We start from the raw sequence: 13,291 nt of genomic DNA on the forward strand, positions 1-13,291 counted from the left end.
TTACTCCATCCTGATGTTGGCGTTCGTGATCACCCGCTGCCACCTCTGCAACTCGGCCTCGACCAGCCGGGAGAAGGCCTCGGGTCCGTCGTTCGAGGGGTCTGCGCCCGCCGATGCCAGTTGGGCCCTGACCTCGGGCTGGGCCAAGGCCTTGCGCAGCTCCGCGTTCAGCCGCTCGATGACCGGACGCGGCGTGCCCGCGGGGGCGATCAGGCCGTACCAGGCCACGACCTCGGCGCCGGGCAGTCCGGCCTGGGCCACCGTGGGCACGCCCGGCAGCGCGGACGAGGGCTCGGGTCCGGCCACCGCCAGTGCGCGCAACTGGCCCGACTTGATGAAGGACAGCACCGGCGGCACGCCGCTGAACAGGATCTGCACGCGCTGGGCCAGCAGGTCGGTCAGCGCGTCCTGGTTACCCTTGTAGGGCACGTGCACGATCTCCACGCGCGCCAGCGACTTGAACAGTTCCCCCGCCAGATGGTTGGTGCTGCCCACGCCCGACGAGGCGAAGTTCAGCTTGCCGGGATGCGCGCGGGCATAGGCGATCAATTCCTGCAGGCTGCGCGCCGGCACCGACGGATGCACCAGCAGCACGTTGGGGCTGCTGGCGATCACGCCCACCATGGCCAGGTCCTTGCGCGTGTCGAAGGGCATCTTCGATCCGTACAGCGCCGGGTTCACCGTCATCGGTCCGGTCGTGCCTATCCCTATCGTATAGCCGTCCCTGGGCGCCTTGGCGACCAAGTCCACGCCTATGTTGCCGCCCGCGCCGCCCTTGTTCTCGACCACCACCGGCTGGCCCAGCTGCTGCGACAAGGGCTGAGCCAGCGCGCGCGCCAGGATGTCCACGGTGCTGCCCGCCGCGAAGGGCGCGATCAGGCGTATCGGGCGCGACGGATAGTCCTGGGCGTGCGCGGCGCCCGACGCGCCGGTCATGATGGATAGCGCAAGCGCGATGCGTTTCATGGGGTCTCCTCGTTGTCGTTCTTCATATGTGCGTACAGCGGCAGGCCGGGCTCGGGCATGCGGGCGGCCAGGATCACGCCCTGCTCCGCCTCGGTCACGTACAGCGTGCGCCGGTCGGGCCCCCCATACGCGACGTTCGTGGTGCGGCGGCCCGCGCACGAACGGATGCGCAGCAGCGGCTCGCCCATCGCGCTGAACAGCCATACCGAACCAAGTCCCGCATGGACCACGGCCAGATTGCCGCGCATGTCCGTCGCCAGGCCATCGGGGCCGGTCGGGCTGCCCGACAACTGGATGAAGCGCCCCACCTTGCCGACCCGTCCCGCCTCGTCCAGCGGCACGCTGTAGATGGCGTTGTCCCGGGTCACGGCCAGGTAAAGCAGCCGCTCGCCCGGCGCGAAGGCCAGGCCGTTCGGACCCGCCAGCTCGTCGACCAGGGTTTCCACGCGGCCCGCGCCGCGCCGTAGCCGGCACAGCCGGCCCGTGGGCCGGTTCAGGGCGCTGTCGCCCTGGTCGGTGAAATACAGGTCGCCATTGGCGGCGAACAACAGGTCGTTGGGGCCCTGGAGTCCCCGCGCCTCCTCCGGCGCCAGCAGCGCCTGCGGGCAGATGTCGCGCGGCGACATGGCCATGAGGCCGTGGCGCCGGTCGGCGATGAACAGGCGGCCGTCGCGGTGCAGTTTCAGGCCGTTGGGCTCGCCGTCGTAGCGGCAAGCCTGCGAGAAGCGGCCCGCCGGATCGATGCGGAAGATGCGGCCATGGGCCAGGTCGGTGCAGTACAACACGCCTTCCCGATCGAAAGCCGGGCCCTCCAGGAAAGAGTGCAGCGGTCCCGCTCCCCGCGCGCGCACCCAGGGCGACATCGATTGCATCAGGTGCAGCGACGGCGGCAGCGCGGCGAAGACCTCGGTGGACAGATCGGGGGGAGCGGCGTACATGGGACCGGGACGGGCGGAACAGCCACCTATAATGGCAGTCGTTCTCCAGCCCGGGTAACGGTTTTTTCAGATGCCCCCATCTGGATCCGCGATGCCCCGGGCCACGCCCGCCATGGACCTGCGACGCCTGCGCTACTTCGTCACCATACTGGAAACCGGCAGCTTTTCGCAGGCGGCCGAACGCCTGCACGTCGTGCAGAGCGCGCTCAGCGCGCAGATCCAGAAGCTGGAAGATTCACTGGGCACGCGCCTGTTCGTGCGCGATGCCCATGGCGTGCAGCCCACGCCGTCCGGCCGCAAGCTGCTCGGCCATGCGCGGCGCATCCTGGACATGGTGGCGGCCGCCGAACACGACTTGCGGCAGGACGCGGAATCGCCGCGCGGCATCGTGCGCATCGGCATTCCCAGCAGCATCAGCCGCATGATGACGGTGCCCCTGCTGCAGGCGGTCGAAGAGGCCCATCCCGAGGTCACGCTGCACGTGGTCGAGGCGATGACCGACGAACTCGAGGCGCTGTTGAAGCAGAACCGGCTCGAGATGGCCATCCTGTTCACCGTGGGGGAAACCGGCAGTCCCCACCTCATCGACACCCTGCGCGACGAACCCTTGTACCTGGTGTCGCCCGCGGACGGCTCCCCGCCCTCCCATGCGGTCCCCTTCGCCGAACTGGCCCGCATGGACCTCGTGCTGCCCACGCTGCGCCACCGCGTGCGCCAGATGCTGTCGCGCGAGGCCGAGCAGCGCGGCCTGGCGCTCAGGATCAAGCACGAGCTGGACTCCATGGCACAGACCGTGCAGTTGATCGCCGCCGGCAACGGCAGCTCGGTCATGATCGTCTCGTCCTTCATCGAGGAATGGCAGGCCGGGCGCGTACAGGCCACGCCGGTTTCCGACCTGCGCACCACCGCGCAGGTGGTGCTGGCCACCTCGCACGGCGCATCGCACAGCGCCGTGGCCGGCATCCGGGACCTGGTCGTCGCCACCGCGGCCCGCCTGGCGCGCGACGGCACCTGGCCCGACCGTCCGCCGCGGGAAGCCGCCCGCCTCCGCTAGGGCCTGCGCGATTTATCCCCAGGCGATGTGGAAAACCCTGGGGAAAGCACGGGCACAACTTCACCCGGCCTAGATTCCATGCGGGTCTGCGGGCGGTGACGCGAAAATGGGCAGGCTCCTCATCCGCTGCGCAACTTTTGCGCTGCCACCGCAATTTCCTGCGCTTGGCCCGCGGCCGGCGGCGCTATGTTCGGCCTTCCACCCACCCCACGGAGGCCTCTCGCATGCCCTCTTCCCTTTCCCTTGATCCCGCCAAGGCCGTCCTGCTGGTCGTCGACATGCAGAACGACTTCGTCCTGCCGGACGCGCCGATGGAGGTCGCCGCCGCCCGCCAGCGCGTCCCCGCCATGGCCGCGCTGGTCGCCCGCGCGCGCGAGGCCGGTGTCCCGGTCATCTACACCCAGCACGTGCTGTACGACGGATTCGACGTCTCGCCGCTGGAGACGACCCAGTTGCCGCACTTGAAGACGGCCGGCATGCGCGCGGGCACGCCCGGGGTCGAGATCATCGCCGAGCTGGCCCCCCTGCCCGGCGAGGTCGTCATACCCAAGCATCGCTACGACGCGTTCTACAACACCCGCCTCGAGACCGTCATCCGCAACATCCGGGGCCGCAACGTCGCCGACAGCGTGATCATCACGGGTACGGTCACCAGCGTCTGCTGCGAGTCGACCGCGCGCAGCGCCTTCATGCGCGACCTGCGGGTCTTTTTCGTGGACGACGCCACCGGCGGATTCGACGACGCCTCGCATCGCGCCACGCTCGCCACCATCGACAGGGTGTTCGGCAAGGTCGTCTCCACGCGCCAGGTGCTGGACGCGCTGGGCGGAGCATGACCATGACCCCGCCGCTCGTGCACGATACCGCCTACGAATGGAAGGCCGTTACCATCCTCGCCCTGGGCTTCGGCCTGATGGGCCTGGACCGCTGGCTGCTCGCCCCCATGTTCCCCTTCATGATGAAGGACCTGGATCTGTCCTACCAGGACCTCGGCCTGCTCATCGGGGTGCTGGGCCTGGCCTGGGGCGTGTTCTCCATCACCATGGGCCGGGTCTCGGACCGCGTCGGCCGACGCAAGGTCCTGATCCCCGCCGCCATCGCGTTCTCCTGCCTGTCCGGATTGTCGGGGCTGGCCACGGGCCTGATCAGCCTGATGCTGATCCGCACGGTCATGGGCGTCGCCGAGGGCTCCTTCTGCCCCACCAGCGTGGCCGCGGCCGGCGAGGCCTCCCATCCGCGGCGCCGCGGCCTGAACCAGGGACTGCAGCAGAGCGCCTTTCCGCTGTTCGGACTGGGGCTCGCACCCATCATCGCCACCCAGCTGATGGACGTACTGCCCTCCTGGCACTATGTGTTCTTCCTGTCGGCGGTGCCTGGCCTGATCCTCGCCTGGTTCATGTACAAGGTCATCCGCGAACCCGGCACCGGTGTCCAGGGCGGGCTGCCCGCCGCGCCGGCTGCCGGGGCCACGCTGTCCTGGAAGGAACTGCTGCGCCGGCGCAACCTGCTGCTCGCGGTCGCCTCCATCCTGTGCGCGATGACCGGCATCTTCGTGGTCGGCGCCATGGTGCCCAACTACCTGACCGACTACCTCAAGCTGACACCGCAGCAAATGGGACTGGTGGTCTCGGCCATCGGCATCGGCGGGTTCTTCGGTGAATTCGGCGTGCCCGGCATCTCGGACTTCATCGGCCGCCGCGCCGCCGCCTTCCTGGCCTTCGTCGGCGCCGCGCTGGCCCTGTATGCCTTCATCCGCACCGATGCCTCGCCCTGGGCGCTGTTCGGGGTGCTGCTGGTGGTGTCGTTCTTCTGCTTCGGACTGCTGGCCCTGATGACCGGGCCCATCGCCACCGAGGCGGCGCCTCCCGGCATGGTGGCCTCAGCCATCGGCACGGTCAGCGGCCTGGGCGAGATCTTCGGCGGCGGGGTCGCGCCCGTGGTGGCCGGCTACATCGCCCAGCACCATGGCATCCAGTACACGCTGTACCTGGCGCTGGGCGGCATCGCGATCGGCCTCGCCGTGTCGCTGTTCCTGAAGGAGACCGCCCCGCGCAAGGTCGAGGCCGGCGTCCGGGCTCAGGCGTCGTAGTGGCCGGCCGTGGCGCGGTAGGCCGAGGCCGAACTGCCCAGGGCCTTCTTCAAGGCCCGGCCCATCGCGCCCGCCGACGCGAAGCCGCAGACGCTGGCGACGTACGAGACGGGCTGGCCCGTCGTCGCCAGCAGGTGGCGGGCCCGCTCCACCCGCATCGCGGTCAGGTGGCGGTATGGGGACACGCCCTGCGCGGCCTTGAAGCAGCGCAGGAAATGGTATCGGCTCAAGCCGCACAAGGCGGCCAGCTCGGCCAGGGAAATGTCCTCGGCCAGGTGTTCGTCCATGTAGCGGGTGACCTTGCGCAACGCCTGGGGACTCAGGCGCGGCGCCGTCGCGGCCGCCGGCTCCGCCCGCCACTTCTTGCCCAGTTCGTTCAACACCAGCGCGCCGAAGCTGTCGGACAGCAGGCGCGAGACCTGGCCGGCCCCCAGGTCCCGGACGAACGCTCCCAGGGCCGTGTAGACCAGCGGACTCACGAAGCCGCGCTGGGCCAGCGACCACATGCCATCCACCGGCCGCTCGCACCCCAGTTCCTCGAACATCTCCAGCGCAGCCTGCTGGTCGAACGTCAGCAGCGACACCCGGGCGGGCCCGTCCTTGACCCAGCGGAAAGCGGTGCCGGGCGGAATCAGGTGCAGCGGATTGACGAAATTGACGAAATGGTCGCGGTAGCCCCAGCCCAGGTCGAATCTGGCCGACCTCAGCCGGTACTCGTGCGAGACGAGCAGGAGCATGTGGGGCAGCGCCGGGCAGGACAACTCATGGGCATCGAAGCTGCAATGCACCACGCTGCCGGCCAGCCGGCCTCCGTAGTCGAACGACTGGTGCAGGCTGTAGGCGCCGGTATCCATCAATACCTGGCGCAACCGGGCGGCGGCCGAGGAAGGGTCGGTGTTCACGGGATCTCCCGGAAGGCGGGAACGGCTCACCCCATATACTACCCGGCAGCCGGACTTATCCCCACCCGCTGTGAACAACCCTGGGGAAAGGCTGCGGACAAATCATCCGGCGCCAGCAACCATGCGGGTTTGCGGACCATGGCGCGAAAACGGGCAGCCACCGGCTAATCCGGGGTCGGTCCCTCGATCAGGCGCTTCTTGATGATCTTGCCGGCCGAATTGCGCTCGAACTCGTCGACGAAGCGGAAATGGCGCGGCACCTTGTAGGGCGCCAGCCGTTCCCTGCACCAGGCGGCCAGGGCCGCCGCGTCGCGATCGCCACGCATCATCACGAAGGCGGCCACTTCTTCGTCGAACTCCTTCGAGGGCAGGCCCACCACCGCCGCTTCCTGCACGTCGGGGTGCGTCATGAGGATGGACTCGATCTCCAGCGGATAGATGTTCACGCCGCCGCGGATGATCATGTCCTTGGCCCGGCCGCACAGGAACAGGTAGCCTTCTTCGTTCAGGTAGCCCAGATCGCCCGGGTAGAAGAAGCCGTCGCGGAAGGCCTCCCTGCTCGCCTCCTCGTCGCGGTGGAAACCCTGCGCCACCGTGGCGCCCTCGTAACGGATACGCCCGACTTCGCCGGGCGGCAATGGGTGGTCCTGTTCGTCGACGACCTGCAGGCGCACGCCGAACACCGGCCGGCCGACGGAGGCGGGCTGCGCCTCCAGTTCCTGGTTGGACAGCACGGTCACGCCGCCGCCCTCGGTGGAACTGTAGTACTCGATGAAATTGGGACAGACCTCGTTGCGGATGCGGCGCCGCTCCTCGGCCGTCAGCGGCGAGCCCGACGAGATCAGCGTGCGCAGGCCGCGCAGCGGCGCCACGTCGCGCGGCTCGGCCTGCAACACGCGCCGCAGCAGCGTGGGTACCAGGAAGGTGATCGTGGCGCCCGTGCGCGCCACCTCGGCGGCCAGTTCCTCGACCTTGTAGGGCGGCGGGCACAGCACCGTCGTGGCCCCCACGTACAGCGACGAGACCGAGAACGCGCGGCCGCCGCCGAAGTACAGCGGCGTGGCGTTGATGTAGGTCTCGCGGCTGCCGAATCCCAGGTCGGCGTAGTGCGTGAAGAAGCGGCTCATGAACTGTGCGTGCGACAGCAGCGGTCCCTTGGGGCGCCCCGTGGTCCCCGACGACAGCGACAGGCAGAAGCCCCGGTCGCCTTCCGGGAAGCGGTCGCGCACCGCCACGTCCCGCGCGCGCGCCAGCCAGTCCTCGCCGGCGGCCACGCACAGGCCGGGCTCGAAGTCGTCGCCCGGCTCGACCAGCACGCGGCGCGCGCCGAAATGCCGCGCCACCCTGAGTTTCTCGCCGGCCTGCCAGCGGCAGTCCACCGGCAGGATCACCGCGCCGGCCCGCGCGACGGCATACAGCATGACCAGGTGCTCGGGCGTGTCCTTCAGCGCCACGCCCACCACGTCGCCGGGCTGCACGCCGGTCTCCAGCAATAGCGAAGCCCGCTGACGCACGAGCAGGTCGAGCTGCCGGTAGTCGATGACCCGCTCGCGATGGATGATGGCGGGCTTGGTGGGCCGCTGGCTGGCGTGCAGGGCCAGCTGGTCCGCGATGTTCGCGCCGCGCATCGGCCTGCCCGCGCTCATCGGTCCAGCCCGTAGACGCGCAGCACGTTGCCGCGCAAGAGCTTCTCCCGCGGGCCCGGCCTCAGGCGCAGCGCCTCGATCTCGTCCCGCGCCCGCTTGAAGTCCAGGATGGGGAAATCGGTGCCGAATATCACCTTGTCCTGGCCGTAGCTGTCGATGTACTTCACGAAGGCCTCCGACCAGTACCGGGGGCTGTGGGCGTCCGTGCCGATGTAGACGTTGGGATGCTTCCACGCCATGGCGATCATCTCCTCGGTCCAGGGTATGCCCACGTGTATCCCGATGATCTTCAGCTCGGGAAAGTCGCAGGCCACCGCGTCCAGGCAAATGGGCCGGCCCACGCTGCGCAGCCGGTGCGACGGATCGTAGATCATGGACTGCCCAACCTGGAGCTGTACCGGCACGTCCAGCTCCGCGCACTTGGCGTAGAAGGGATACCACTTCGCATGATCGGGCGCCAGCTCGAACCAGTGGGGATAGAAATGCGCGCCGATGAAGCCGTACTCCCGCACGGCTTTCTCCAGTTCGCGCACGCCCCGCATGCCTTCCGTGGGATCCAGCCCGGCCAGCCCGTGGAAGCGGTCCGGATGGCGGTTGACCGCCTCGGCCACCGCTTCATAGGGCACGTGGTAGCTGGCGCGATGCTGCCAGGGGCCGACCTTGGCGGCGATCAGGAAGGCCTGCTCGATGCCGGCGGCATCCATGCGGCGCAGCATGTCCTCGTGCGACAGCCCCTGCATGATGGCGGTGTCGACGTTCATCTTGCCGCTGTAGAACGCATCGCGCTTGGGCCGCTGCGCCAGCAGCTCGGGCGTCCAGATGTTGACCACGGCGTCGATGGCCGGGATGTCGTAGCTGTGCAAGGTCATCGCTTCCTCGATTACGGCGTCAGGTTGGCATTGGCGACCGCCTGCTTCCAGGCCGCCAGGTCCTGCTCGATCTTCCTGGCGAACTCGGCCGGGCCGGTCGGATGCGGGTCCAGGCCGCTGGCCAGCAGCCGGTTCCGGATATCCGGCATCTCCATCGTTTCCTTCAGCGCGTCGGCCAGCGCCCGCACCACTTCCCTGGGCGTGCCGGCGGGCGCCATCAGCCCGTACCAGACATTGAAGTCGAAGCCCGGCACGGTCTCGGACACCGCGGGCACGTCGGGCAGCACCGACGAGCGCGACTGCGTGCTGACCGCGATCGCCTTGAGCTTGCCCGCGCGGATCAGTTCCAGCGCGCCGCCCAGGCTCACGAAGGCGGACTGGATCTGGCCGGACATGATGTCGACCTGGATCTGCGAGGACCCCCGGTAAGGCGCATGGACCATCTCGATGCCGGCCATCTTGGCCAGCGTGGCGCCGGCCACGTGCGTGCTGCTGCCTATGCCCACCGAGCCGTAGGTGATCTTGCCTGGGTGCTTCTTCGCGTAGTCGATGAACCCGCGCATGTCGCTGGCCGGGAAGGATGGCGCCACCACCAGCACCGTGGACCCCGAGACGATCTGCCCGATGGGCTGGAAGTCCTTGATCGAATCGTAGTTGGGCTTGTCCGGCAGCCAGGGGCTGATGGCGATCGGCCCGACGTTGGCGAACAGCAATGTATAGCCGTCGCTCCTGGACCGCGCCACGTAGCTGGTGCCTATGCTGCCGTTGGCGCCGCTGCGGTTCTCCAGCACGAAGGGCTGGCCGAATTTCTGCGAGAATTTCTCCAGCAGTGGCCGGATGATGGCATCGGACGGGCCGCCCGGTGCCCAGGTGTTGACCATCATGACCGGGCGCGACGGATAGTCCTGCGCGCGGGACGCGGCCGGGGCGCCGGCCGCCAGCGCGGCGCACAGGAGGGCCAGGTACTCACGAAGCCTGATGCGGGATCTCATTTCGCCTACCTCATCGTCTACGGAACTTGCATCGCATGCCGGGCGGGCCATCCCGCCCGGCTCAAAGCGGTTTCAGGATCAGGTTGCCGTGGTCGTCGGTCGTGGCCGAGAAACCCGGCTCCAGCCATACGGTGGTGTCGGGCTGCTCGAGGATGGCCGGCCCCACCACCCGCGTGCCCACGGGGAGGTCCAGGCGCGCGTGGCGCGGCACGTCCGTCCAGGTTCCATCGACGTGGACGCGCTGCGTGGCGGCCGGTCCGGGCGACACGTCGCCCGCGGGCGCCAGCAGGCGCAGATCGAACTTCGGCCGCACGCCGACCCGTGCGTAGCGCAGATTCATGATCCGTACCGGGATGCCGGGCAACAGCCGTCCGAACTCGGTCCGGTACGCGGTCTCGAACGCCGCCTCCACGGCCTGCGCGTCCAGGCGGTCGGCCTCGACCGGCACCATCACCGTATGGGTCTGGCCCTGGTAGAGCATGTCCAGGAAGAGTTCCTCGCGCACCGAGGCGATGGCCACGCCGGCCGACGCCAGGTGCGCGTCGCAGCGTTCGCGGAACTCGGCCGCCAGCGCGCGCAGGATCTCGAAATCCACCTCGCGCAGGCCACGGTTGACGGTTCGCACCGCGTCGTGGCGCAGGTCGGCCATCACGCAGCCCAGCGCCGAGGTCACGCCCGGATAGCGCGGCACGATGCCCGTTTCCACCCCCGTCTCGCGCATCATCGCGCACACGTGCAGCCCGCCCCCGCCGCCGAAGGGCATGTAGGCGAAGCGGCGCGGATCGTGTCCCTTCTCGATGGATACCAGGCGCAGGGCGCCGGCCATCTTGGCGTTGGCCACGGTCAGGATGGCTTCGGCCGCCTCCAGCACGTCCAGGCCCAGCGGCCCGGCGACATGCGCCTGGATGGCGGCGCGCGCCAGCTCCACGTCCAGCTTGCCCAGCAGGCCGCCCCCCAGCGGACGGGCGGCGTCGATGCGGCCCAGCAGCAGGTTGGCGTCGGTGACCGTGGGATAGGGATTGCCGTGTCCGTAGCAGGCCGGTCCCGGCCGGCTGCCCGCCGATTCCGGCCCCACCTGCAGCATGCCGCCGGCATCGACCTTGGCGATCGACCCGCCGCCGGCGCCTATGGTCTCGATCTGTATCATGGGCGAGCGCACGACCATGCCGAAGGCGATGCTGGTCTGCTCGGCCAGCGCCACCCGGCCGTCCACCACCAGCGAGACGTCGAACGAGGTGCCGCCCATGTCGCCGGTCATCACGTCCGGATGGCCCGCCGCCTGCGCGATGGCGGCACAGGCGATGACGCCCGCCGCCGGCCCGGACAGCGTCGTGCGCACCGGCAGTTCGCAGGCCGTCTGCCGCGACATCACGCCGCCGTTGCTCTGCACGATCATCAATTGCCCGCCGAAGCCGCGTTCGCGCAGATTGCCTTCCAGCCGCCGCAGGTAGCCGCCCACGACGGGCTGCAATGCCGCGTTCAGGCTGGCCGTGGAGACGCGCTCGAATTCGCGGATCTCGGGCAGGACCTCGGCCGACGAGGTCACGCAGTCGTTGGGCCACAGCTCGCGCACGAGCGCCACCGCCGCCGCTTCGTTGGCCGGATTGGCATAGGTGTTGATGAAGAAGACGCAGACCGCCTCGCATCCCTGCGCCAGCAGCTCGCGCACGCGGGCCTCGACCTGCCCCAGATCCACCTCGGTATGGACCGAGCCGTCGGCCAGCACGCGCTCGTCCACTTCCTTGCGCAGGTCGCGGGGAATCGGCGGCAGGTATTCCCCGCGCAGCCCCCAGGTATGCGGCCGGTCGCGCCGCCGCATCTCCAGCACGTCGGCGAAGCCGCGCGTGGTGATCAGCCCCGTGCGCGCGGCCTTGCGCTCGAGCAGCGCATTGGTGCCGACCGTGGTGCCATGGATGATGGTGGCGATGCCCGCCGCGCCGTCGGCGGCATCGTCCAGCCGCGCGATGCCGTTCATGAAGCCCACCGCTTCCTCGCCCCGCGTGGACGGGACCTTGACCACGGCCACCGACTGGTCCGCCTCGTCCAGCACGAACAAGTCGGTGAACGTACCTCCCACGTCGACGCCGACGACCCGCCGCTGCCCGCTCACTGCCCACCCTCCGTCACATAGCCCATGGCCCGGTCGCGCTCCACGGCGCCGGCGCCGCGCCGCGCGGGGTCGCCATAGCCGCCTCCGCCCGGCGTCTCCAGCCTGACCCGGTCCCCGCGGGACAGGGGTATGCCCATCATCTTCGACACCATGGGCGGGGTCCGCCACTGGCCGTCCACGCGATAGCTGAACCGGTTCAGCGCGCCGTTGCCGCCCCCCGCGATGCCCTTGGGCGCGGACTTGCCGCGTTCTCCGAAGACGAAGGCCTGCGCCGACTGTTCCAGCAGTTCGATCTCGTAGACCGCGCCCAGCCCGCCCCGGTGCATGCCGGGCCCGCCCGAATCGGGCCGCAGCGACCACTGCGTGAAACGCACCGGATACGCGGCCTCGATGATTTCCAGCGGCGGTATCGTGGCCGTGGAAATGGGCGCGTTGCCGTGGCTCAGGCCATCGCCGCCGGCATGGCCGCCATGGCCGCCGCCGAAAAAGCTGAACATCACCCAGCGCTGGCCCCGGCGTGCGTCGTCGCTGCGCAGCCCGGCGATGGACAGCGCGTTGATCGTGCCGTAGGCCTGGGCCACGGCGCGCGCCGGGTCGGCCTGCGCCGCCGCGCTGAAGACCACGTCTATCATGCGCAGGATGGTCTCGGTGTAGCCGCCGACAGGCCGGGGCCGCTGCGCCGTGATCAACAGGCCCTCTGGCATGACGAACTCGACCGCGTCCAGCACGCCCGCATTGGCCGGCACATCGGGAAACAGATGCTTGAGCGCGACATAGCAGGCCGCCACCGCGGTCGCGCGCGAGATGTTGACCGCGCCCGCGCAAGGACCCGAGGTGCGCGAGAAATCCAGTACCAGCCGCTCGCCTTCCACCGTCATGTCCAGCGCGACGCGCAGCATCTCGTCGCGGATGCCGTCGTTGTCTAGGTAGTCCTCGAACGAATAGCGGCCATCGGGCAGCGACGCGATGTGCGCCCGCATCAGCTTGCGCGCCCGCTCGCGCAGGGCACCCATGGCGCCGGTAACCCTCGGTTCGCCATAGGCGGCGAACAGCTCGGCCAGGCGGCGCTCGCCCAGTTCCAGCGCCGCGAGCTGGCCGTTCAGATCGCCCCACAGGCTGTCGGGCATGCGGGTGTTGGCGCGCAGGATGGCCAGCACGTCGGGATTCACTTCGCCCTGCTGCACGATGCGCACGGGCGGAATCTGGACTGCCTCCTGCCAGCACTCGGTGGCGGCCGGGTTGTAATTGCCGGGCACGTTGCCGCCCACGTCATGCCAGTGCGCCGCCGAGGCCAGGAAACAGACCAGCCGCCCTTCCACGAAAAAGGGCTTGACCAGCTTGAAGTCGTTGGCGTGCGTACCGCCGTCGTAAGGGTCGTTGAACAGCCAGACCTCGCCTTCGCGCATGCCGCCCAGCGGCCGGGCCGCCTGGACCGCGGCGCGCACGGCGAAGGCCATCGCCCCGACAAACACCGGCAGGCCGGACTTGCCCTGCACCAGCGTATCGCCGCTCGCGCCGTCGTAGATCCCATGGCAGGCATCGTGGGCCTCGGCAATGATGGGATTGAACGCGCTGCGGTAGAGCGTGGCGTCCATTTCATCGGCGATCTGCTCCAGCCGGCCTTTCAGGACGGCCAGGGTGACCGGATCGAGCTTGACTTCCGACATGCGCCCCTCTTGCATTCAGGATACTCCGGAGGACTTTATTTATGATCTATTGTTCTGT

Annotated in this window: 11 protein-coding genes; 3 read left to right on the forward strand and 8 right to left on the reverse strand. The window is 69.2% G+C overall.

The window, feature by feature from the left end; translation table 11 throughout:
- Together EV675_RS18625 and EV675_RS18630 are read right to left on the reverse strand one after the other, a co-directional pair.
- Window positions 1-966, reverse strand: coding sequence for a Bug family tripartite tricarboxylate transporter substrate binding protein (locus EV675_RS18625; RefSeq protein ID WP_130358683.1), 966 nt, complete (start codon window positions 964-966; stop codon window positions 1-3).
- Complete coding sequence (locus EV675_RS18630; protein WP_130358684.1) at window positions 963-1,904, reverse strand: SMP-30/gluconolactonase/LRE family protein; 942 nt, start codon at window positions 1,902-1,904, stop codon at window positions 963-965. Before EV675_RS18630 ends, EV675_RS18625 begins: the two co-directional genes overlap by 4 nt.
- A 91-nt stretch (window positions 1,905-1,995) precedes the next feature.
- On the opposite strand from EV675_RS18630, the gene EV675_RS18635 reads away from it, so the two are divergent.
- The 3 genes from EV675_RS18635 (at window position 1,996) to EV675_RS18645 (ending at window position 5,047) form a co-directional block, all read left to right on the forward strand.
- Window positions 1,996-2,958, forward strand: coding sequence for a LysR family transcriptional regulator (locus tag EV675_RS18635; protein WP_165404647.1), 963 nt, complete (start codon window positions 1,996-1,998; stop codon window positions 2,956-2,958).
- 224 nt (window positions 2,959-3,182) lie between these two features.
- Complete coding sequence (locus tag EV675_RS29745; RefSeq protein WP_087841146.1) at window positions 3,183-3,794, forward strand: isochorismatase family protein; 612 nt, start codon at window positions 3,183-3,185, stop codon at window positions 3,792-3,794.
- Between the two features lie 2 nt (window positions 3,795-3,796).
- A complete protein-coding gene (locus EV675_RS18645) occupies window positions 3,797-5,047 on the forward strand; it encodes an MFS transporter (protein WP_130358687.1) in 1,251 nt (416 codons plus the stop codon).
- Here the strand turns inward: EV675_RS18645 and EV675_RS18650 are convergent.
- From EV675_RS18650 to EV675_RS18675, 6 genes are all read right to left on the reverse strand, one after another.
- Window positions 5,035-5,949: an AraC family transcriptional regulator gene (locus EV675_RS18650; RefSeq protein ID WP_130358688.1), complete on the reverse strand. Its 915-nt coding sequence runs from the start codon at window positions 5,947-5,949 to the stop codon at window positions 5,035-5,037. The two genes, EV675_RS18645 and EV675_RS18650, sit on opposite strands and share 13 nt — an antisense overlap.
- Window positions 5,950-6,113: 164 nt before the next feature.
- The gene (locus tag EV675_RS18655) at window positions 6,114-7,577 is read right to left on the reverse strand and encodes a class I adenylate-forming enzyme family protein (protein WP_165404648.1); all 1,464 of its coding nucleotides are present in this window, start codon (window positions 7,575-7,577) and stop codon (window positions 6,114-6,116) included.
- 14 nt (window positions 7,578-7,591) lie between these two features.
- Entirely contained in the window at window positions 7,592-8,464 is an 873-nt protein-coding gene (locus tag EV675_RS18660) for an amidohydrolase family protein (RefSeq protein ID WP_130358690.1), read from the reverse strand.
- Window positions 8,465-8,475: 11 nt separating this feature from the next.
- Entirely contained in the window at window positions 8,476-9,456 is a 981-nt protein-coding gene (locus EV675_RS18665; RefSeq protein WP_165404649.1) for a Bug family tripartite tricarboxylate transporter substrate binding protein, read from the reverse strand.
- Window positions 9,457-9,517: 61 nt separating this feature from the next.
- Window positions 9,518-11,566 carry a hydantoinase/oxoprolinase family protein gene (locus tag EV675_RS18670; protein WP_130358692.1) on the reverse strand — a complete coding sequence of 683 codons (2,049 nt, stop codon included), beginning with the start codon at window positions 11,564-11,566 and terminating at the stop codon, window positions 9,518-9,520.
- Window positions 11,563-13,233, reverse strand: a complete 1,671-nt coding sequence (locus EV675_RS18675) for a hydantoinase B/oxoprolinase family protein (RefSeq protein WP_130358693.1) — start codon at window positions 13,231-13,233, stop codon at window positions 11,563-11,565. Before EV675_RS18675 ends, EV675_RS18670 begins: the two co-directional genes overlap by 4 nt.
- Window positions 13,234-13,291 lie beyond the last annotated feature (58 nt).

Origin of the sequence: Pigmentiphaga kullae (genome assembly GCF_004216695.1) — a bacterium.
In the GTDB taxonomy this organism is placed as follows: Bacteria; Pseudomonadota; Gammaproteobacteria; order Burkholderiales; family Burkholderiaceae_B; genus Pigmentiphaga; species Pigmentiphaga kullae.

Excerpts from the sequence above, each read along its gene's own strand:
- EV675_RS18635 (WP_165404647.1), top strand. The coding sequence starts at position 1,996 with ATGCCCCGGGCCACGCCCGCCATGGACCTGCGACGCCTGCGCTACTTC.
- EV675_RS18675 (WP_130358693.1), bottom strand. The coding sequence starts at position 13,233 with ATGTCGGAAGTCAAGCTCGATCCGGTCACCCTGGCCGTCCTGAAAGGC.
- EV675_RS18655 (WP_165404648.1), bottom strand. The coding sequence starts at position 7,577 with ATGCGCGGCGCGAACATCGCGGACCAGCTGGCCCTGCACGCCAGCCAG.
- EV675_RS18645 (WP_130358687.1), top strand. The coding sequence starts at position 3,797 with ATGACCCCGCCGCTCGTGCACGATACCGCCTACGAATGGAAGGCCGTT.
- EV675_RS18665 (WP_165404649.1), bottom strand. The coding sequence starts at position 9,456 with ATGAGATCCCGCATCAGGCTTCGTGAGTACCTGGCCCTCCTGTGCGCC.
- EV675_RS18625 (WP_130358683.1), bottom strand. The coding sequence starts at position 966 with ATGAAACGCATCGCGCTTGCGCTATCCATCATGACCGGCGCGTCGGGC.
- EV675_RS18630 (WP_130358684.1), bottom strand. The coding sequence starts at position 1,904 with ATGTACGCCGCTCCCCCCGATCTGTCCACCGAGGTCTTCGCCGCGCTG.
- EV675_RS29745 (WP_087841146.1), top strand. The coding sequence starts at position 3,183 with ATGCCCTCTTCCCTTTCCCTTGATCCCGCCAAGGCCGTCCTGCTGGTC.
- EV675_RS18660 (WP_130358690.1), bottom strand. The coding sequence starts at position 8,464 with ATGACCTTGCACAGCTACGACATCCCGGCCATCGACGCCGTGGTCAAC.